This window comes from Fusobacterium sp. FSA-380-WT-3A (genome assembly GCF_012843705.1).
Classification (GTDB): domain Bacteria; phylum Fusobacteriota; class Fusobacteriia; order Fusobacteriales; family Fusobacteriaceae; genus Fusobacterium_B.
Window position 1 is genome coordinate 83,074 of sequence record NZ_JABAFQ010000001.1, and the last position, 22,464, is coordinate 105,537.

At 23.7% G+C, this 22,464-nt stretch carries 17 protein-coding genes; 3 read left to right on the forward strand and 14 right to left on the reverse strand.

The annotated features are described in order from the left end of the window. Window positions 1–94: 94 nt before the first annotated feature. Genes HF862_RS00390 through HF862_RS00430 form a run of 9 tightly spaced genes read right to left on the reverse strand, consistent with a single transcriptional unit; the run spans window position 95 to window position 14,480 of the window. Entirely contained in the window at window positions 95–2,230 is a 2,136-nt protein-coding gene (locus HF862_RS00390) for a DUF262 domain-containing protein (RefSeq protein ID WP_170185946.1), read from the reverse strand. An 18-nt stretch (window positions 2,231–2,248) separates the two neighbouring features. After that, complete coding sequence (locus tag HF862_RS00395) at window positions 2,249–2,782, reverse strand: hypothetical protein (protein WP_170185947.1); 534 nt, start codon at window positions 2,780–2,782, stop codon at window positions 2,249–2,251. 10 nt (window positions 2,783–2,792) lie between these two features. Continuing rightward, a complete protein-coding gene (locus HF862_RS00400) occupies window positions 2,793–4,760 on the reverse strand; it encodes an AAA family ATPase (RefSeq protein ID WP_170185948.1) in 1,968 nt (655 codons plus the stop codon). Next, window positions 4,735–4,905 (reverse strand): hypothetical protein, encoded by a 171-nt coding sequence (locus tag HF862_RS00405; RefSeq protein WP_170185949.1) that lies wholly within the window; start codon window positions 4,903–4,905, stop codon window positions 4,735–4,737. Before HF862_RS00405 ends, HF862_RS00400 begins: the two co-directional genes overlap by 26 nt. Further along, window positions 4,886–7,075, reverse strand: coding sequence for a DEAD/DEAH box helicase family protein (locus HF862_RS00410; protein ID WP_170185950.1), 2,190 nt, complete (start codon window positions 7,073–7,075; stop codon window positions 4,886–4,888). Before HF862_RS00410 ends, HF862_RS00405 begins: the two co-directional genes overlap by 20 nt. A 9-nt stretch (window positions 7,076–7,084) precedes the next feature. Next, window positions 7,085–8,242 carry an aminotransferase class V-fold PLP-dependent enzyme gene (locus HF862_RS00415; RefSeq protein WP_170185951.1) on the reverse strand — a complete coding sequence of 386 codons (1,158 nt, stop codon included), beginning with the start codon at window positions 8,240–8,242 and terminating at the stop codon, window positions 7,085–7,087. Between the two features lie 10 nt (window positions 8,243–8,252). Beyond that, window positions 8,253–11,861 (reverse strand): hypothetical protein, encoded by a 3,609-nt coding sequence (locus HF862_RS00420; RefSeq protein ID WP_170185952.1) that lies wholly within the window; start codon window positions 11,859–11,861, stop codon window positions 8,253–8,255. A gap of 3 nt (window positions 11,862–11,864) precedes the next feature. Next, window positions 11,865–12,749 carry a DUF4007 family protein gene (locus HF862_RS00425; protein ID WP_170185953.1) on the reverse strand — a complete coding sequence of 295 codons (885 nt, stop codon included), beginning with the start codon at window positions 12,747–12,749 and terminating at the stop codon, window positions 11,865–11,867. 12 nt (window positions 12,750–12,761) lie between these two features. Beyond that, a complete protein-coding gene (locus HF862_RS00430; RefSeq protein ID WP_170185954.1) occupies window positions 12,762–14,480 on the reverse strand; it encodes a phosphoadenosine phosphosulfate reductase family protein in 1,719 nt (572 codons plus the stop codon). Between the two features lie 102 nt (window positions 14,481–14,582). Between HF862_RS00430 and HF862_RS00435 the strand changes: the two genes are divergently transcribed. The 3 genes from HF862_RS00435 (at window position 14,583) to HF862_RS00445 (ending at window position 18,767) form a co-directional block, all read left to right on the forward strand. Beyond that, on the forward strand, window positions 14,583–15,551 hold the full coding sequence (locus HF862_RS00435; protein ID WP_170185955.1) for a tyrosine-type recombinase/integrase: 969 nt from the start codon (window positions 14,583–14,585) through the stop codon (window positions 15,549–15,551). Between the two features lie 283 nt (window positions 15,552–15,834). Then, window positions 15,835–18,192, forward strand: a complete 2,358-nt coding sequence (locus HF862_RS00440; RefSeq protein WP_170185956.1) for a DEAD/DEAH box helicase family protein — start codon at window positions 15,835–15,837, stop codon at window positions 18,190–18,192. Then, window positions 18,192–18,767: a bifunctional 2-polyprenyl-6-hydroxyphenol methylase/3-demethylubiquinol 3-O-methyltransferase UbiG gene (locus HF862_RS00445; protein WP_170185957.1), complete on the forward strand. Its 576-nt coding sequence runs from the start codon at window positions 18,192–18,194 to the stop codon at window positions 18,765–18,767. Before HF862_RS00440 ends, HF862_RS00445 begins: the two co-directional genes overlap by 1 nt. Before the next feature lie 159 nt (window positions 18,768–18,926). Here HF862_RS00445 and rlmD read toward each other — a convergent pair whose 3' ends face one another. From rlmD to pgsA, 5 genes are all read right to left on the reverse strand, one after another. Next, window positions 18,927–20,297, reverse strand: a complete 1,371-nt coding sequence (gene rlmD, locus HF862_RS00450; RefSeq protein ID WP_170185958.1) for a 23S rRNA (uracil(1939)-C(5))-methyltransferase RlmD — start codon at window positions 20,295–20,297, stop codon at window positions 18,927–18,929. Further along, entirely contained in the window at window positions 20,297–20,560 is a 264-nt protein-coding gene (locus tag HF862_RS00455; RefSeq protein ID WP_170185959.1) for a hypothetical protein, read from the reverse strand. The genes rlmD and HF862_RS00455 overlap by 1 nt, the downstream gene beginning before the upstream one ends. Window positions 20,561–20,574: 14 nt before the next feature. Beyond that, window positions 20,575–21,522 carry a 16S rRNA (cytosine(1402)-N(4))-methyltransferase RsmH gene (gene rsmH, locus HF862_RS00460; protein WP_170185960.1) on the reverse strand — a complete coding sequence of 316 codons (948 nt, stop codon included), beginning with the start codon at window positions 21,520–21,522 and terminating at the stop codon, window positions 20,575–20,577. A 106-nt stretch (window positions 21,523–21,628) separates the two neighbouring features. Then, window positions 21,629–21,889 (reverse strand): YggT family protein, encoded by a 261-nt coding sequence (locus tag HF862_RS00465; protein ID WP_240934728.1) that lies wholly within the window; start codon window positions 21,887–21,889, stop codon window positions 21,629–21,631. A 21-nt stretch (window positions 21,890–21,910) separates the two neighbouring features. After that, window positions 21,911–22,459, reverse strand: coding sequence for a CDP-diacylglycerol--glycerol-3-phosphate 3-phosphatidyltransferase (gene pgsA, locus HF862_RS00470; RefSeq protein WP_170185961.1), 549 nt, complete (start codon window positions 22,457–22,459; stop codon window positions 21,911–21,913). Window positions 22,460–22,464: the final 5 nt, after the last annotated feature.

A 22,464-nucleotide genomic window follows, 5' to 3' on the forward strand; every position in this document is an offset into this window, starting at 1 on the left:
AAAATTTTTAAAATAAATTTCATAAAGGTATTCTAAAGAAAGCTTTTTATTTATTGAGTTATAAAGGAGTGATAATTTGTAAGTTCTTTCTAAATTAACCTTTTAAAAAATATAATTCTCTTAATAATTCTTCTTTAATTTTATTATATCTTTCTTCTATTAATCTCATATAATACGTTTCATTATCTTCATTATCTTTTTTAGTTAAGTCAGCTGAAATATAATAACTTATTCTACAAATTTCTTTTACTTGTTGAATATATTCATTTAATTTTAAATTTGAAATACAACGATTTGCTTCTTTAGGAATTTTAGCTCTATTAAGAACACTATTTAATATATGTGTTTTATCATTTCTTATCTTAGAACTTAATTCTCCTAATTTTTTATCACTACTAGCTGGTATTAAATGATGGTCTTCAAAATTAAAATATTTATCTTCTAAAATATATTTATACATTCTTTTTTCTTCATTAGGTAATAAATCATAAGGATTTCTACTAAATACATAATTCAAAAGTCCTTTAACTACAGATATTGGAGTTTTTGAATTATCAATTAAAGTTTTAAAGTCTGAAAATTCTTCTACAAAAAGAACTTTTTCTAATTTTTCTTCTAAAAGTTCTTGAACTTTTTTATCTGTTCTATCATTATTTATAATCCATTTACATAAAGTTTTAAAGTCTTCTACAGCTCTTATATTTTGCTTTTCTCTATATCTTCCTGTAAAAATTGAAACCCAATACCAATATTCTATCTTATTCAATGCTCTACTATCATTCCAAATTTCATCTTTAGAAAGTAAATATGCCATAGGTAAAATAAGAAGCTCAAAAGAAAAATCTCCAAAATCTGTTATTCCTAATCTTATATTGATAAAAGCTAAGGCCCTTACCATACTTTTTATAACTTTTTCTGTCAAATTATTTATTCCTTTAGATGTTATTTCAAATATTTTTTCTCTTTTTATATAGTCTAATTTTAAATTTTCAAAATTATCTTCTATATGAAAAAAAATTGATAAAAGATTAAGATATTGATTTTTTATTCTTTTGTTAATTTCTTCAGAATTTCCTATAATATTTAGATTAAGGACATTCCAATTATTTATATTAGAAAAATGTATTTCTTGAGTTAATGAATTTGGTAATGAAATATCTTTTTCTAAATATTCTATAATTCTTTGAGCTAAAGCTTTTTCAGAAGATTCTTTTGCTGATTTAGCTGCAATTAAGTCAAAATTGTCTAAAGGAGTTCCTCCTTTATTAATAGTTTCAAAAATCGCTATTCCCCTACTAATTTCATTTTTTTCGATTTCTATTAAACTTATCTCTTGCTTTAATAATATATCTAAAAAATTTAAAATTTTAGTTTTCCATTCAGCACAAATATCTGATTTTAAACTTTCTCTTTCTTCTTCAAATTGTTCTATAGATTCTACGAAGATTCCTAACTCTTCTCTTGTAAAGTAATACTTTATTTTTTCTAATTTTAAACGACTATCTTTTTCGTCATCAATTTCACAAAGAATTTCTTCCATTCTATCAGAAGCAATACTTGTCAAAACTTTATTTTGAAAAAGTTTATTTGGATCTTCATTTAATCCATTTAAAGGAACTAAAAAATCTTCTGCACATTTTTTAACATACTCTCTTACTCTAGCTGAACCTTGAAGAGGAGTAGTACTTTCTTTGGAATAAAATTTATATTCAGGATGATACCATAAATCTTTTTTTGTTTTTTTTATTCCATAAGAAATTATATGGTCTAAAACTTCTTGAGGAGTATAACTTCTTAAGTTACCATTTTTGAAGCACAGGTTTTTATATCCAAAAATATCTTGACATTCTTCATCTGGACTTTTCATTCTTAAGAACCATAAATTTCTTAATTTTCCATATAAATTTGTAAATTGAGTTTCCCAATCTTCTTTAAAAAAATTATAAAAAATAGATTTTAAAGTACTCATTCTTTGTTGTCCATCCAATAAGTAGAAACAATCTTCTTTTGCATTTTTACTTTCATTTCTATAACATAGTTTTCTGTAGTTAAAATCATCAGGTGTTCCTCTTAAAAGTAGTATATTACTTATTGGTAGTTCAACTAAAAAAGTTGCTAATAATTCTTTTTGTTGTTTCTCTTCCCACACAAAATCCCTTTGGAAATTGGGAAGTATTATTTTTCCAGTATCGTCTTCTATAAACAATTCTTTTAATGACCTAGTTTTCAATTTTTCCCCCTAATATTATTAATTATTACCAAATAAAGTTTTAAAGTCATTTTTATTAATATTTTTATTATATACTTCTTGAAATTCTTCAAAAAATTCATAAATTTTATTTACATAATCATCAGGGGTTTTAGTATTTTCAACTAATTTTTCATAAAGAACATCTACTCCACCTCTGACATAAGAGTTATATAAAGCAAAATCTTCTTTAGATTTCTCACTCCCTATATATCTGAAAGCTTTATCAGCTCTTTTATTAAAATCAGGTTCATATTTATTATCTAGAAGCATTATAAGTCTATAATTATATTTTATTTTTTCAATTTCTCCACTTAAAGTTTCAGAAAATATACTTTTTTCTAAATTTCCCTTTTCTTTTTCACTTTTTCTTTTATAGATAAATCCTACAATAGGAGCTAATAGATATACATCTAAGACCCTATCAAATAATTTTAAATTTTTTTCACTATTATATACTTTTGTTAATTCTATTACTTTTTCAGCATGAGTTCCTGTAAATACATACTGACTTAAAAAAATATCTTTTTCCATAATATTACCTCTATATTAATTCTGTATTAAATTCATCTATTTTTCTTAATTGCTTTTGTACTCCTATTCTATTATTTAAATGTTCTTTAGCTAAATCTCCATCAGTATCTTTTATGAAAATAATAACTTGTTCTGCAATATTAGGTAGTACATTACAAATATTTTTAATTACATTTTTATCAAAATTTGAAAGAGGAGCATCCATTACTAAAGGATAAGGCTCTCCATAAAAATCGTTTTCAGTATCTAATTTTGCTTCTTTAGATAGCTTTATAATACCAGCAATAAATGATAAAATTACAGAAGTACTTTGTCCATCAGAAATTTCTTTATTAATTGTTGTAGAAATATTGTATTTTTCATCTATTGTAATATTTAATTGTCCAACATATATTGTATTAAAAATTTTATCAACTTCTTCTTCTAATCTTTCTCTTAATTCTTGTTCTCTTTCATCTAGTGATTTGCAAATATCTTCATATATTGCTTCTGCATATTTTTTATAAATAGAGATTTTTATATTTTCTTTATTTTCTAGTAATTTTTTTTCTCTTTTATTTTTTCTATCTTTTAAGATAATATCATATTCACCTTTTTTTATATTTTGTTCATCTTTTTCGGTATTTAAACTTTTTCTTGTGTATTTTATATTGTTTAATTCTGCATTTAATTGTTTTATCTTTAATAAAACATCTCCACCAGATAATTTTTTATCTATATCTGATAAAGTATCATTTAAATTAAGAATTTTATTTTCTATCTCTTTTATTTGACCATATTTTTCTTTGACCTTTTGATAAATATCTTTATTATTTAATTTATTTTTAGAAGTATTTAAAAAGTTAGCCACACTAATTCCAATAGAATGAGGTGGTAATTTATCTCTTAAATTAATTAATGTTTTGTATTCTTCTGACCCCTCAATAATTTCATGTCCACAAAGACATTTTTTATTTTTTAGAATGTAATCAATAGTTTTACTATGTAAATCAGGAATATCTTTTTCTGTAAAATCATATTTTTCTAAATTAGAAATTGCTTTTTTAATATAGTATTGGCTTATAAAAGAAAGAGTATCTTCATTTAAAAAGGATAATATATCTTTTTCTAAATTTATTCTAGAAGAAATATTAGATATTATTTCTTTTTCACAATTTATTCTTTCTTTTTCATAATGTTGAGAATCTTCATATTGTAGCAATTCTTTTCTTATTTTTTCTTTCATTTCTTCTGATTTTTCTAATTCTTCCTCTATTTCTTCTATACGAATACTTGCTTTAGTAAAAAGTTTTTCATATTTTTCTATTTCATCATTTAATCTTAATATAATTTCATTTCCATCTATTTTATAAAGATTTTTATATTCTCCTATAACAGATTGCTTTGAATTAGGATTTAAATGTTCTTTTGCTTCTAAAAAAGGAGCTAGTCCTAAGAGACTTTTTACTGCCTTAGAAAGTTCTGAGTTTTTTCCTCCTTTTTTTACACTTTCACTCATTGCAGCTATTCTCTCACCTGCAAAAAAGAAGTATTTAGATAAATCTTTTGGTAAAATTTTATCTATTTCTATATCAATACCACTTTCTCTTATAGTTTCAGTCTTTCCATCTATTGATTTCTTAAACATTTTTGTACTTATATCTTGATTAGAAGTAGTAACTTTATCTTTTTGTTTTCTAGTATAAGTTTGTTTTCTAATTATCGTATATTCTGTATTATCATGTTCTAAAATTATTTCTACACTAACTTCAGCACTTTCCCCTAAAGCGAGAGATTTCTCTATATCTGCATTTAATAATAAAGTATTATAAATAGTTTCTGTATAAAGACACCAAGTAAAAGCTTGTGCAAGAGTTGTTTTTCCGCTACCATTATTTCCAGAAATTATAGATACATTTTTTTGACAATCAATAGAAAAATTCATTTCTAAATTTTTAAATTGTCTAAAATTCTTAATTTTTATATATTTGATTAACATTTATCTCCCCCTCTATAATTTCCTTTATTTTTTTTATCATTTCAGCTTTTGTATATCTTTTTAATTTTAAATTATCTTTTTCTAATTTTAAAATTTTTCTTTCTATTATTTCTAAAATTTCTTCATCAATATTCAAATTCATCATAATCATCTCCCCTATTATCATCAGATATATTATAGGCTGTTTTTATATTAAAAATTATTAAATCAGTATTTATAGGATTTAGTGCTAATCTTCCAAATTCTTTCATTCTTTTTATCTCTTTTTTTACTAATGATTTTTCTTTTTCAATATCAAAAGGGCTTGTATAAGGAACTTTTTCTAATTCTCTAGGTAATGTTATAAAATCATATATTTCAGCATATTCCTTATTTTTAGCTAATCTCAAAACTCTTCCTCTTCTTTGAATGTGTTCTTTTGGATTAGTTGTACTTGCTAAAATAAAGGCAGTTTTGATATTAGGAATATTAACTCCTTCATCTAAACATTTTATTGCTACTAAAGCTTGTAAAGAATCTCCACTTTTAAATTCATTTTTTATTAATTCTCTTTCTTCTATATTTTCATTAGAAGTAAAAGGAGAAACTTTCATATTAAGTTCATTTCCTAATATTTTTATAACAGCATCTATTTGTCTAATATCTTTTTCAGAAGTACAAGTGCTATCTTTATTTTCTTCTAATATATTTGTTGCTCCACAATAAATAAGTAAGAAATTATCATTTTTATATTTATATATTTCTCTTTTTAAAATTTCTAGTTTACTTTTTGCTCCAGCCACTAGTCTAGCTCTTTTTATAGATATCATTTTTCCATATTCTGTTAATTTTTTCTTACCATCTAAGTCTATAATTATATTTTTTAATAATTCTTGTGTTAGTTTTAAATATTCTTCTCTTTCTTCAAAAGAAAGATTAACAAGTATAGGATAGTATTTATATGGTGTCAATTTTCCATCTTTTATAGCTTTTTCTAAAGGATATTCTATACATTTTTTTTCAAAAAAATTATATAATTTTTTAGTTCCTTCTTCATCTCCAACTCTCTCTAAAGTTGCTGATAAAGCTAATCTAAATTTATATTTTTCATCTAATAATTTGCTAAGTCTATAAGTTCCAAAGTTATGAGCTTCATCTACTAATATTAATATATTTTCTTTTATTTTTTTTAATTCATCTTGGACATATTTTGACGAAAAAGTAGCATTAGTACAAATAAAACAATAAAACTCCTTATCTTTTATTTTTAAATTTTTCATAATAATGGAATTATTTAATCTTTCTTTCCATCTTTTTTGTCTTGAAGCACTATATCCAATTATAGGTTTAATATTAAATCTTTCTATATCTTCTACCCATTGTTCTACTAAATGTTGATAAGGACAAACAATCACAACGAAAAGATTATTATCTAGTTTTTTACTTAATTTACAAAGAGCTCCTAATCCTGTTAAAGTTTTTCCAGAGCCTGTAGCCATGTCAAAAATACCTCTGAAATCATTTTCTTCCCAATTTTTAATAGCTTCTAATTGATAATCATAAAGTTTTACATCATCAGGAATTGTAGGAGTATTTTCAATTAATTTTATCTTTTCATTTACTTCAATATCTGTGTTTTCCTCATCTTTTTTTAATTCAATATCCTCTTTTTTATATCTATATTTTTTTATTATTTCTTCCTTTACTTTAGGGAAATCTATAACTTTTATTTTTTTCTCATTGTTATTCCAAATATTATCAAAGGCTTGAATTTTTCTTAAAACTCTCTCTTCATCTTCCCAAGAAGTAAAGACATCTATAGTTTCATAATTCATATTAAAGGCTGTAGAAGTTTCATTTAAAGACCCTGTAAAAACAACTTTATCTTGAAAAATATCTTCTAATATTCCTAATTTTTCATGATAAATTCCAATATTATTAGAATTTTCTATAATTGCAATTTTAATATCTAAAACATTTTCGGCAATTAAAGAGGCAAGTAAATTTAATCTATCCTTTTCAAATTCATTATCAGGCTCTTTTAATTCTTTTAATAAAACACTTTCAATAATTTCATCTCTTAATCTATAACCTTTTTCTATAGCTTCAATATCTTCTTCTTGAAGTTTAGGAGAAGCTACTATTTGGATTTTTCCATTATTTTTTACTAATTCTTCAATTCCCTCTACAATTTCAGAGAGAGAAGTAGAAGAGAAAAAACCTACAGCTCTTTTATAGTAAATACTTTCCTTTAGAAGAGGGATATAAAAATCTTTTACTATATCATCATAAGAAGTTCTATATTCTTTCTTTATCTCTATATCTCGTAACCCCATAAAATCACCCTATGAATTCTCTTTAATATAGTCTAATACTTTTATAAGTTCTTCAAAATCTTCATCATCATTAAAATATCCTATACTAAATCTTACTGTTCCTTGTGGAAAAGTTCCTAAAAATTTATGAGCTATTGGAGAACAATGAAGTCCTACTCTAACACCTATATTAAAGTTACTAAGAACTTGTCCAATTTCATCACTTGTATAGTTATCAAAAATACATGAAACAACAGCAATATTATTTGAAAAATCTTTGAAACCTACTAATTTTATATTAGAATAACTTTTTAAAATTTCTATTAATTTTTTATAATTTTCTTCTTCTTTTTCTTTTATTTTCTCTATAGAAATATTTTTTATCCATTTTAATGCTGAGTTTAGTCCAACAATAGAAAGTATATTTTTACTTCCTACTTCATATCTTTCAGGAATACCTTTAGGTAAATCTTGATTAGCTGATTCAATACCTGTTCCTCCATACATTAAAGGAGCAAATTTCAAATCTTCTTTAACAATAATCCCACCTACTCCTAAAGGACCATAAAAAGTTTTATGTCCTGCAAAAATTCCACAATCATATATATCACTACTTAAATCTAAATGGACTAATCCAGCACTTTGACAAGTATCTACAATATTTATTGCACCATATTTTTTACTTATTGAAAATATCTCATGAACAGGAGAGATAAATCCACAAACATTACTTACTTGACTTATTATAACTAAGTCAGGAGATTTTGCTTTAAATTGATTTTTAATTTCTTCAATATCATATTCTAATTTTTTATCATTAACTTTTAAAATTTCTATATCAATAGAATATTTATTTTTTAAAAAATGTATAGTTCTAGTAATTGAATTATGTTCAAAGGGAGAAAGATAAACAGTTTTTATCTTTTCCCAATTTAAACCTTGTAATATTAAATTTATTCCTTCAGTAGCACTAGATGTAAATATAACTTTTTTATTTTGACAATTAAAAAAGTCTAATAATAAATTTCTTGTTTCATCTACTAGAAAACTTGCTTTTGAAGCTAATTTATATTGACCTCTTCCTACATTAACCCCACAAGTTCTATAAAAATCATTGGTAAAATTATATACTTCTTCTGGTTTTGGAAAGGTAGTAGCTCCATTATCAAAATAATAAATAGATTTCATCTTAAACACCTCAATAAAATTTCTTTAAAATTTCAATTAGAACTTGTAGTTTTTCTTGCTCACTTATAGAATATCCCATTTCCTCAATAGAGTTTTCTATTTCATTTAATAATAATTTAGCTCTTGGGCTATAATCTATTTTTTCAAAAGTTTTAACATTTTCTTTTCCATTTTCATCAACAAAGATAAACTTATATAAATTATCTTTTTCTAGTTTTGTTTCAATAGAGGAATTAAATTTCTCAATAGAATTTTTTATCTCTTTTATATTATTTAAGAATAACTCTATAGTCTTTTCACTCCAATCTTCTAATCTAAGAGAAGTTAAAATTTTTCCTAATTTATGTAAAAACTCGTTTTCATCATTTGAAGAATTTTTTATTAAATCTAATAATCTATTTTCTCCTTTAGAATAAATATAAGTTTTAGCATTTTCACTTAAATCTTCATACCAATCTTTTAAAACAGAAGTTAGGCTAGCTTCCTCTATATATTCATTAGAGAAAATAATTTTTAAATCTTTTATTAAAATATTAGTTAGTTTTGAAAGTACAGATTCATAAAAATCTTTTGTATTTTTTATATCCTCAATAATGTTTAGATTAAAATCTTGATATTCATAAATATTAAATATATCATTAAAAAGATAATCTCTAGAATTAGGAATATCTTTTTTTAAGCTTTCAGCAAATTTAACATATTTTTGAGGAACTTTTATTTTTCCTTTATTTAAACCTACATATCTATTTTTAATCTCTTTAGAATATTTAGGTAATCCTATAAACCATCTTTTTATTCCACGAATAATATATAAATAATTATTATATGTTTTTTCTTCAATTGTAATATTTTTAGAAAAAATTTCTTCTAATTCTTTTAAATATCTTTCTTTTGTTGGATTCCAATCCTCTAAATATAAATAATATCCTTTAGGATTATCATTTATATCAGTCAATAAGTCAGAAGTTAATTTTAAGTCAGCTCCATCTTTTTGAATAACTAAATTCTTTTTATAGAAATGTAGGACAACAGCTAAATATAGAGGGATAACTCCTTTTTTCAAACCTATGTGATATTTAGGTTTTATTAAAAAATCATAAAGTTTTTCTATATTTAATGGCTCTTCAACTGATGATACCTTTAAAGAATTTTCTATTTTTTCAAATATATTTATTAATTCTTTATTAGTTACTTTCTTTAAATTTATAAAAGATAAATTATCTTCATTTATTAAGATGTTTTCATTTATAAGTAAACTTCTAGTAATAAATATTTCTTGGCTATTTCCTCTAAAGCCTAAGTTATACTCTAAATTTTCTTCTAAAAGTTTATCTATTATTTTATTTCTACTTCTAATTGTAGTATTAGAGATAAAATTCTTATTGATAACTTCATTGTTTATTATAGGAGTTAAATAAAAAATTTCATCACAGATATTAGAAAGTAAATTTGAAAGTTGACTTTTTCTAGAAATTTTTTCCTCTCTATTATTATAGAAATAAAGAGATTTTTTTGATTCAGGATTAATATATATACCAATAAGACTTAGAATAATATCTTCTAAGTCCTCAATTATAATATTATATTCTTCTTCTAAAACACTATCCTCTTTTACAGAGGCTTTTAATTCTAAAACTGCTTTATACTCATAAAGAATATCTTGTATATTTTCTTTGTTCTTTGAAAGGATAAATACAAGTTGTTTATTTATAGGTTTATCCTTAGTTAAAAACTCTTTTACTTCATCTAATTTTTCTTTATCTTCTACAATTATTCCGAAAACAATTCCGTCAGCTTGAGTTTGTATTAGTTGCTTTTCTAAATACTCATTATCAAATAATTGTTTTTCATTTATAAATCTAAAATCAAAATATCTTATGATTTCCTTTGTATCATTATATTTATTTGGATATAAATAATTTTCACTAGCAATATCATTTAAAATATCTAAATAATTGTAAGAAGTTTTTATTTTTGTTATAGCTCTATCTATTTCATTTTGGATATTTTTTCCACTGCTTTCTTTAAATTTAATAAAATTATTACTTCTTTTTAAATAAATAATACATTGTTTTTTCTCTAAGTTTTCTAATATAGAATTTATTTCTGTAACATCTCCGTATATATCAGCTATGGTTTGTAAAGTAGGAGATACTTTATTTACTTCATCAATAGAATAAATTAAAAATAGTGTTTTTAAAATTTTACTTTCTATTGAATCTTTTTCTACTTTAGAAAGAGAAGTTTTTAAAAGTTTATAATTTTTATACATTAAACTTTCATAGGATTCATTTTTTATAATTGACTCAAAATAATCATAAATATAATCTGGTGTTACTAGATTAAAGGTATTTTGATTATTATTTACAAATTTTTTCAAACTATGTTTTTGACTAGATGAAAGAAAAGTAAATAATGTTCTTTCATTTTGAGCAACCTTTTCAGAAAGTCTTGGTAAAATAAAAGCTGTTAAAGGGTGTAATGGATAACATCCCTCTACTAATTTTTTCTTTAAATCATCAGTTTCTAAAAGGTTATAATTATCTACTAATTTATTTAAACTTTCAAATTTTTTGCTGTTATCAATTAGAAATTTTTTCCAAAACTTAGGCTCTTTTCTTATTACAGAAGAGATAATTTCAAAGGATTCTGAAAAATTATTACTTAAATTCATATGTAAAAATCTTCCTGATATTCCTTTCCATTCATCTACTTTCTTTTTAGAAATACTGTTATCTATATAGTTGTTTATATCCTTATGGCAGATTAGAAGCATATTCATACTTTTATTTCTATCACATTTTTCAGCAAAATCTTGTAAAAGTTTAATATCTTTGTCAGAAGAGATATTTAAATTATTTTCTAAATATTTACTAAATTCATCATAGACTAAATATATTCCTTGATAACCTTTACTTTTTAATTTAGTAGTAACTTTTTCATATATATCTACTATATTAAAACCTAATAAAGGATTAAAATGAGCTCCTGAAGTAAGTTTAGGAAATATTTTTTCAAATTTTATATATTTTTCTAAATCATAATTTTTTAAAGAAAGAATAAAATCATTTATAGGTTCATCTATATAAGAAATAAATTTTTCATAAGTTTCCCTATAATTTATTTTCCAATTTTCTATAGTTTTTACTGCTGATAAAAAATTAGTTTCAGGCATAATATCTGTAAATTCTTCTTTTTTTAAAGTTTCTTCTAAAGCAATAAGAAAGGCTTGTGTCAAAGAATTTCCATTGTTATAGACAATTATAGGCAAAATTTTTTTATTGCTATCTATATAATTAGAAAGTTGATAAAAAAAGTCTTTGTTATATTCTTTTATTCTTTTTAATAAATTATTAAAAAGTTTTTTATCTTTATTAAAAAGAATGGATAAAAAAACAAGAATCATATGAGATTTTCCTTTTCCATAAGGACCAACTAAAATTCTTGCTCTTTGAGGGGAAAAGCCTAAAGCACCTTTAAATAAATCTTCTATAACTTTTATGTATGAAGTTGTTGGAATAAACTCCTTTATTTTATTTTTATTAGATAAATCATAAGATAAATTAATAGAAGATTGAAACTCTTCCATTAATTCTATATTTTTAGATAATTTTTCCATTATTTACTCTCTTTCTTTGATTGTTTCATAATATTTATTTAAACAATCAATAAAGTTTATTTCTTTTTCAATTTTTATAACATCTAGTCCAGCTGTTCTAATAACTTTTATATAACCTAGTTTTTCTAATTTTGATAATAATTTTAATAAAGATAAAATATCTAAATTAAATATTTTACCTATACTATTTACATCTTCTAAAAGAGAAGAAATCTTTATCTCTTTTTTATTTTTATATTGGTCTGTAATAACAGCTAATATTATTAATGGGTGAATTTTTTCAGAGTTTAGATAATTTTTTCTAAATATCTTTTCTTTTTCATCAGTCATTTGTATAATATCTAAATCTCTAAAAGGAGAGATTATATTATTTTCTGGGTGATTTTTTTCTGATGAAATTTTATTTTTAGATAAATATGTATTTAAAAGACAATTACAATCATCTTCTAAAATTCTATCTGAAATAGTTAAACCATTTTGAATTGTATAATTTTTTAAACTTTCAAACAAATCTTCTTTAGTAAATTCACTACTAGTAAACTCATTAAAAAAATAGTACCAAGTTGTTGCTAAATCTTTGTTACTTGCTAATTTATAATGAATAATATAGAGAGAACCATCTTCTTGTAAATATGGGTCATTTTTCCAAATAACTTCACCTAAATCAGTTAATGAATGAGTTTTTTTTTGTTTTATTATTTCTTGAGAAAGTTCTGTAGCCACTAACCAATATCTAAGAGATTTCACCATATTAGAACCTATTCCTAGAATGTCCATAGGATTTCCATCTACTCCCATAAAAACACTAGGATTTTTTACAATATTTTTTAAACCTTTAGTGAGCCAACCTTTTCTTATAAAAAAAGTTTCATGTCCTCTAAATTTCATTTGTTATACTCCTTATTCTGTTCTTGTTTTTAAATATCTTTCCATTAAACATCCACCTGTAAGATATTTAGGAGAAATACACATTTTACATCTTTTACATTTTTCATTATTTATAAAATATTCATCTCCTATTATTGAAATAGCTCCGTGCTTACATAAAGATTCACACTTTAAACATTTTCTACAAGCATTAAATTTTTTTATTTGATAGCTTATTTGTCTTTGTAAATCTTCATGATTTTTTACATTCATTGTTTTTATTTTTACAGAATATTCAAACCCATCTTGTGAAAAAGGTTGAATTGAAATTATAGGAATATTTGTTTTTACATCTACTATTATCATTTCCTTTAAAAGTTTTCTTCCTAATTCAGGAGCTAATTTACCAAAAGGTATAAATAGAGTATAGAACCAATCTGGAATCTCTTTATTAAGTTGATAAACTTTTGCATTTTCTTCTGTAGTACAATTTGCAAATTTTATTTTTACATCATTGGCTGCTTTTATTCCGTTTCCACCTTGACGAGCTTTCCATTTTCCTGTATCTACATAAACTTCAGGGTCAGCTTTTCCAATTTGTTTTGCAAATCTAATTAGAAAATCTCTCCATTTTTTACTTTTTTCAGGCATATAGATATTAGATAAAAAGACTGCTCTTTCTCCGTTGTTAGGACAACACCAACATCCAACTCTATCATAACCAAGTCTATAGGCATCATTAAAATCTATTTTTTCTGTTAGCATATAAAGCCATATATCAATATCTTTCCAATAAAATATTGGAGAAGCTACTGTTTGTTTATTAATTTTTACAGAGCCAGCTTTATTTTCTACTCTGTTATATTTACTTCTACTTACTGATTCACATTTTCTTATTCCATAAAAAGTTAAAACATCTTTATCTTTATATAAATTATTTAAAACTCTTGTTATAGGTCCTGTTTTAAACATAGAACAACACCATCTTAACATTCTTGCAGGAGGACCAATGTCTTCACAAACTTTAAAAAAGTCTTGCTCTCTATTTTTACACACTTTAAAAATACTCATCATATTTTTTTCTCTAAATCTTTTTACATATTCTTGAGTCATAGGAAATTCTAAAGTTGTATCTCCGAAAATATGTACAAGACTAGGCTCTGATAATGCTCTAACAACTAAATCAGCTGTTACAGTAGAATCTTTTCCACCTGAAAAAGATAAGATGATATTTTCTAAAGGAAAATTTTTTCTTGTATTTTTTATAAATTCACAAGCTTCATCATATAGATAATTTAATCTTTCTTTATTAGCTTCAGTAAATTTTTCTATATGTTTATCAAAATATTCATATGTATTCTGATTTTTATACTCTTCTAATTTTTTTAATATATAATCAGAAGAATATTTTTTATATAATTTTGAATTTATCATTATAACTTCTCCATTTATATAATATCTATTATCTGAAACCCAAACACTATCTTTATAAAATTCCATTGGTTTATCTAAAAGTATTTCTATTAATAATCTTTCTTCTGGAAAAACAGGTCTTAAATCTGTTGATAAATATTTAAGTTTTCCTTTACAATGAGGACATTTTAATTTATCAATAGCATTTTCTTCTTTAATAATAGGTATATTACAGTCAGGACACCAATATATATTTATTGGTATATCACTTTCTGTTGGAGAACCACATATTTCACAAATCTCTTCTTGTGTTTCTCTGTTACATTTTTTACACCACATTATTAGAAAACTCCTTTTAAATTTTTGTAAATTCTCACATTTAAAAAGATTTTTTCTTCATGATAAAATTAAATTAATTTTAAAATTAAAGGAGTGATGTAAATGAAAAATAAGAAGAAAATTGAGATTAACCCTAAAAATATTGAAATTTATGAAAAGTATTTGAGAAGTTGTTATATAAAATCGAGGGATACTATTGATACAACTTATAAAGTTTATAAGAGTAATATGCACCAATTTCTAGAATATTTAAGAGACTTAGAAAACAATAGATATATAATTTCAGATAGTACTATCAAAAATTTTTATGATATTTGGGAAAGATATGCCAATGAGTGTATTCAAAAGGGAAATAATAACAGAACTATTAATAATAAAAGAACTGCAATTTCTACTTTTTATGATTGGTGTGAAAAAAGAGATATTATAAAATATAATCCTTTTAGAAAAATAGATACTTTAAAGATAACTTCAAATGATTTAAGAAGAGAGAGTTACTTTTTAACTCAAAAACAAATTTGGGAAATAAATTATCATATGGAAAAAGATACAAAGAATTTTGATATACAAGATAGAATTTTATTTAATCTGTTTTTAGATTCTGTAGGTAGAATATCAGCTATACATTCATTGAAAATTAGTCAATTAAAAATAGAAGAGAATATTTTTGAAAATGTTAGAGAAAAAGAGGGATATATAGTGTCAATTATTTTTTTTAATGAAACAAAAGAACTTATAAAAAAGTGGTTTGAAATAAGAAAAGAAAAAAATATTGAAAGTGATTTTTTATTTTTAACTTATTATAAAGATGAATATAAACAAATGACTAAAGAAACTATTAGAAATAGGGTAAAAAAAATGGGAAAAATTATAGGAATAAAAAGTTTTTATCCTCACTCTATAAGAAAAACTATTATAAATATAATAAGTAGTATTGGAAATATTTCAGATGGAGCTATTTTAGCTAATCATAAAGATAGTAAAGTAACTTCGGAATATTATATTAAACACCAAAAACAAAATGATATAAAAAATAGATTGATAGATTTAAGAATAAAAGCAGGTTTGTAAATTAGAAAATTTAATAAAAATAAAAAAACATTTAAAAGCCTTTTTCTAGTTTAAAAAGGAAAAAATAGCAATTTATTTAAAAATAATTTAAAAAAATGTAGTTTTTTTTTCACAAAAAATGGAAATTATAAAAAAAGTTTTCATAAATTTTCTAATTTATGAAAAACATTGAAAGTATATTTTTTCTGTATGTTATTAATATAGAATGTATTTACTTTTAACTAATTTTAATATATAATAAATGTGAGAATTTACTAAATCTTTATAACAAAAGGTGATAAGTATGGGATTAATTTCAAATACTAAAATCAATATGTATAATTCATTAGTTAACTCTATTTCTAATTCTGAAGAGATAATTATGAATGTTTCATTTGTAAGAGATTCAGGAATAAAACTGCTTATTTCAGAATTATTAAAAGCTAGAGATAATGGAAAGAGTATAAAAATTTTAATAAGTGACTATATGAAAATTACAGAACCTAATGCTTTATACAGGCTTTTAGATATAAAAGGTATTAAAATTCTTCACAGTATTTCAAATAAATCTTTTCACCCTAAAGCATATATATTCAAAAAATCAGATAACAAAATAGAAGTGTATATTGGCTCATCAAATATATCTTATTCAGCATTAGTGGATGGAATAGAATGGAACTATCACTTTTTAGGAGATAAAAACTCAAAAGAGATACAAGAAATTTTAGATGAATTTCAAGAGTTATATGAAAACAAAAGTTTTTATTTAACATTAGATTGGCTTAGAAAATACGAGAAGCAATACAAAAAACATTCCTTTGAAAGTGTAATAGATTTTACAAAACCTACTGATGAAAAAATAGAGCCTATTAAATTTCAGATACCAGCACTTTATGAACTAGCAAAAACAAGAGAAGAGGGGTATAAAAAAGCCTTAATAGTTGTAGGAACAGGACTTGGAAAAACTTTTTTATCAGCCTTTGACTCACAAAATTTTAATAGAATTCTTTTTATAGCTCATAGAGATGAAATTTTAAAAGACGCGTATAAAACATTTAAAAAAGTATATGGGGATAAAAAAACTTTTGGATTTTTCAACGGAGATGCAAAAGATATTGGTAGAGATATATTATTTGCTAGTGTCTACACCATAGGAAAAGATGAATATTTAACAGAGGAATATTTTTTACAAGACTATTTTGATTATATAGTTGTAGATGAATTTCATCATAGTACAGCCACAACTTATTCAAGAGTATTAAAATATTTCAAACCAAAATTTTTATTAGGACTTACTGCTACACCAGATAGAGCCGATAATGGAGATATTTATAAATTATGTGATTACAACATAGCCTATGAATGTGATTTTAAAGTAGGAATAAATAATGGTTGGCTAACTCCTTTTGAATATTACGGAATTTATGATGATACAGATTATGAGGTTATTCCTTGGAGAAATGGAAATTATGATTTAACTTCCTTAGAAAATTCTCTTATTGTAGAAAAAAGATTAAATTTAATCTATGAAAAATACATTCTTTTTAAGAAAAAATTTGCTGTTGGTTTCTGTGCAGGTGTTAGACATTGTAAAATAATGAGTGATTTCTTTAATAAAAAAGGGATAAAAAATAAGATAATTTTAGGGGAAACTCCTATAGAAGAAAGACAACAAACAATAGAAGATTTTAAATCAGGAAAAATAGATATAATATTTACAGTTGATGTATTTAATGAGGGGGTAGACATTCCTTGTATTGATACAGTTTTATTTTTAAGACCTACTTCTTCATATACAATATTTATTCAGCAATTAGGTAGAGGGCTTAGAACTTATGAGGGAAAAACAAAATTAAGAGTCCTTGACTTTGTAGGAAATTATAGAGGGGCTGAATTAAAAACTAATTTTTTAATGGGTAATTCACAAGGGAAGAGAGAAAGAATAATTCTTCCTAGTGATGGAGATTTTATACTTCCAGAAGGTTGTACAGCAAATTTTGATATGCGACTTATAGATTATTTTTCTATTACTAAAAATAAATCTCAAAAGATAATAGATAGATTAATAAGTGATTATAATCGTGTAAAAGAGTATTTAAACCACAGACCAAGTATAATGGACATTCACACTTTTGGAGAATATCCTGTAAATATTTATTTACAAAAATTTAAGTCGTGGTATAATTTCCAAAAAGAAGTAGATGATTTAACAGAAAATCAAAAGAGATATTCTGATAAGGTTATAGATTTTTTATTATTTTTAGAAAAAACTCCTATGACAAAATCCTATAAAATACCTCTACTATTATGTTTCTTTAAAAATACTTTGCCAGAGATTGTATCTTTAAAAGAGATTGGAGAAAATTTCAAAGAATTTTATAGTGATGAAGTATACAGAAAGGACTTAAATAATAAAAAACACGAAAACTTATCTTCTTGGAAAAATAGAGATTATGAAAAATTAGCTCTTACAAATCCTATTAAATTTTTAACAGAAAATGTAAAAAATAGAGAGTTTTTTATTTATGAAAATGATAACTTTATTTTAAATAAAGATTTATATATAGAAATTTCCAATGATAAAGATTTATTAGGTGAAATTTTAGAGAGATTAAATTATAGAAATATTAATTATTTTAGAAGGAAATATATGGAGGACTAATGTCTATAGATTTTTATAATGAAAATGCTTTAAATTTTTTTGAAAACACAGTTAATTCTGATATGAAAGATTTATATAGTTTATTTTTAAAAGAATTACATAAAAAAGCTTCTATTTTAGATTTAGGTTGTGGAAGTGGAAGAGATTCAAAATATTTTATAGATAATGGTTATAAAGTTGTAGCAAGTGATTTTTCAAAGGAGCTTTCAATACTAGCTTCTCAATATATTGGACAAGAGGTAGTGGTAGAGGATATGAGAAAAATTACTTATGAAAATATTTTTGATGGTATTTGGGCTTGTGCTTCTATGCTTCATCTTACAGAAAATGAAATTATAGATACTCTTAATAGATGTTACAAAGCTCTAAAAAAACAAGGAATTATTTATCTTTCTTTTAAATATGGAAATGAAAATTATAAAAAAGATGGAAGAAGTTTTACTTGTTTTACAGAGGAAAAATTTTTAAATCTTCTTTCTAATACAAAATTAAAATGTAAATTTATATTGCAAACTAATGATGTTAGAAAAGGTAGAGAAAATGAAAAATGGCTAAATGTAATTTTATATAAATAAAAGTTAAAGATATTATTTAAGATTGAAATAGAAATTTTAAAATTAATAAAAAATAGGCTATTGAATTAATTTACAACAGCCTATTTTTTTATGTTATATAAAAAATGTCGGAAAAATGTTGGAAAATTGATATTTTTTATATAACATTCTTTTTATAAGTTAAGATTTTATCAAAGAAAATTTACCTACAACTTCTATTTGAACAGTTTGTGGGAACATATCTACAGGTTGGATTTTTTCCAATCTATATCCCTCTTCTATAAGAATTTTACTATCTCTAGCAAAAGTTGAAGGGTTACAAGAGATATATACAATCTCATCAATTTTATGATTAGTTAAATCTCTTAGAGTTTTTTCTTCAATTCCCTTTCTAGGTGGGTCAAAAATTATAGAATCTACTTTTTTTCCACAACTCATAAGTTTTTCAATCTCTTTATTAACATCTCCAATAATGAACTCCATGTTTTCAATGTTATTTTCTTTGGCAGTTTTTATTCCATCTTCTACTGCAGATTTTACAATTTCAATAGAATATACCTTATGAGCTTCTTTAGATAACATCATTCCAATAGTTCCTGTACCAGAAAAGGCATCTATTATATATTTATCTTTGATATTATCAAAATAACTAATTCCAATATTATATAATTTTTTAGTTTGTCCTAAATTAATTTGGAAAAATGAGCTTGGAGAAATATTAAAATGAATTCCAGATATTTCCTCTTTAATGGTTTTTTCTCCAAATAAATGAACCATAGTTTTTCCCAAAGCAAAGTTTGTTTTCTCTGTATTTAATGAAACATATACAGATTTTATCTCTTCTACTTGATTATATAATTTAGAAAGGAATTCTTCCACATCTTTTGTAACTTTTTTTAAGTTTACCACAAGAACAACCATAGCTTCATTATAAGAGTTTGTTCTTGTCATTATATGTCTCAAAATTCCCCTATGCTCTATTTCATTATATACAGATATTCTTTTTTCATTATTTAATATCTCTTTTGCTTTATTGATGACCTTATTACTTAATTTTGAGCTAAGCATATTTTCTTTTACTTGAAATACATCATGACTTCTTTTTTGAAACATTCCTGTAATAATCTCATGATTTTTTCCATAGGCAAAAGGCTCAATAACTTTATTTCTATAATTATATATTTCATCAGATTTAACAATAGGTAAGATTTCTACATCTTTAACTCCACCTATTTTTTCCATTACATCTTTTACTAATTCTTGTTTATATTTTAATTGGGCTTCATAATTTAACATTCCAAAATCACAACCATGGAAATCTTCAAAAGATATTCTTTCATTATCTATTCTTTCAGCTCCAGCTTCTAATAATTTTGTGATTATTCCTCTAGCATAATTTTTCTTTTTAGAAATAATCTCTATTTCTACTTTGTCTCCAGGTACTGACATTGGTACAAATATTGCAAAATCATTGTAATATCCAAGCCCTTCTCCCCCATAGACAATTTTATCTATATTTAATTGTATTTTTTCTCCTATTGATACAGGCATTAGTCCTCCATTTCTGTAGAAAAATAATTTATATTATTTGTTATTTCCATTTTATTTTTTTCGTGCATCTCATTTTCAAAGGCCTTTAAATCGGCTTTTTTATCATACTCTAATTTTATCATTGCCAATTTTTTTTCAGCTTCTTCTACATATTTTTTTTCTACATAAATTTCCCTTTCAACTCTAGAGATTCTTATTAAAAGACTATTATGTATAAAGAAAACACCTACTATTACTGTTAACAATAATACAAAATTTTTCATTTTCTACATCACTCCTATATTTTTTCTACTACTCTTAATTTAGCTGAGTGAGACCTATTATTATATTTTAATTCTTCTACTCCTGCACATATTGGCTTTTTAGTCAAGATTTTTACTTGAGGTTTTTTTCCACAGATACACACAGGTAATTCTGGAGGACAAGTACAACCTTTTTCAAGTTCTTTAAATTTATTTTTTACAATTCTATCTTCTAATGAGTGGAAAGTAATTATAGCAAGTCTTCCACCTTTTTTTAAAGATTTTACAGCTTTTTCAATAGCAATTTCTAAAACTTCAAGTTCTTTATTAACTTCAATTCTTATAGCTTGAAAAGTTTTTTTTGCTGGATGTTTTTGAGATTTTCCAGAATAAGCTCTTCTTATAATTTCTACAAGCTCCCCTGTAGTTTCTATCTTTTTCACATCTCTAGTTTCACAAATAAATCTGGCTATCTTTCTAGCAAACTTTTCCTCTCCATATTCATAAATTATTTTTGAAAGTTTTTCTTCTGGATATTCATTTACAACTTCATAAGCTGAAAGAGGGCTACTCTTATCCATTCTCATATCAAGTCTTGTATCAAATCTATATGAGAAACCTCTTGTTTCATCATCAAGTTGAGTTGAAGATACTCCAATGTCCATAAGAATTCCATCTACTTGATATTTTCCAGCCATGTATAATACTGTATCTAAGTTTTGGAAATTATCTTTATAAACTTTCCATTTATTTTTATATGGTTCTAATCTTTTTGAAGCAAACTCTATTGCTTGTTGGTCTTGGTCTATAGATATTAACATTCCTTTATCAGAAAGAGTTTTTAATATTCCTTCTGAATGACCTCCCCCACCTAAAGTACAATCTAAATAAACACCATCTTTATTAGTCACAAGATTTTCTATTGTTTCATAATATAAAACAGGGATATGATATTCACTAAATGTATTTTTTATATCTTCCATTATTTTTCCTTTCAATTTTTATAGTTCCTTACTATTATATCACACATAAAAAAAATAGAGAAGAGTATCTCTATTTTTTTATAAATTATAGGTTTTTCTTAAAAATTTAAAATAATAAGAAAAATATTAATTTTTTTATAAGGTTTAAAGCTATATAAGCTAGTATAGGAGAAAAATCTATTCTACTATATCCCAAAGGTAATATCATTCTAAAAGGTTGTAATAGTGGTTCAGTTATTGAATAAACAATTTCAGTAAAATCATTTCTAGTGTATGGAGCTAACCAAGAGATTAATACTCTAATTAAAATTATAAGTTGTAAAATATATACAGTATAATGAATTATATTCATTAATAGTAATCTCATATAACCTCCTAATTATATTTATTAATTTCCCTCTAAGAAATAATGTTTTGTTATATTGATATACTCTATTCCAGACCATATTGTCAATACAACAGGAATCATCATTAAGATAGTATTTAAATTTATTAATGTAGGATATTCTTTTCCAAATAAAATTAATATCATTATTACTATCATTTGTGAAGTTGTTTTATATTTTCCAAGTTTGTTAGCTGCCACAACTTCTCCTTTAGCTGCCACAACTATTCTTATTCCACTTATTAAAAATTCTCTAAATATAACAACTATTGACATCCAAGAAGGGATAAATCTTAAATAGACCATAACAACTAAAGCAGATATAACTAAAACTTTGTCAGCTAATGGGTCCATTACTTTTCCAAAGTCTGTAATTAAATTATATTTCCTTGCTATATATCCATCAAAGAAATCTGTTATAGAAGCTATGGCAAATAGAGCTAAGGCGATAATTCTATATGCCCAACCTCCATCAATAGAGTTTTCTAAAAAATAAATAAATGGTACTGCTAATACAAGTCTTGCTATTGTAAGCTTATTAGGTAAATTCATTTCTC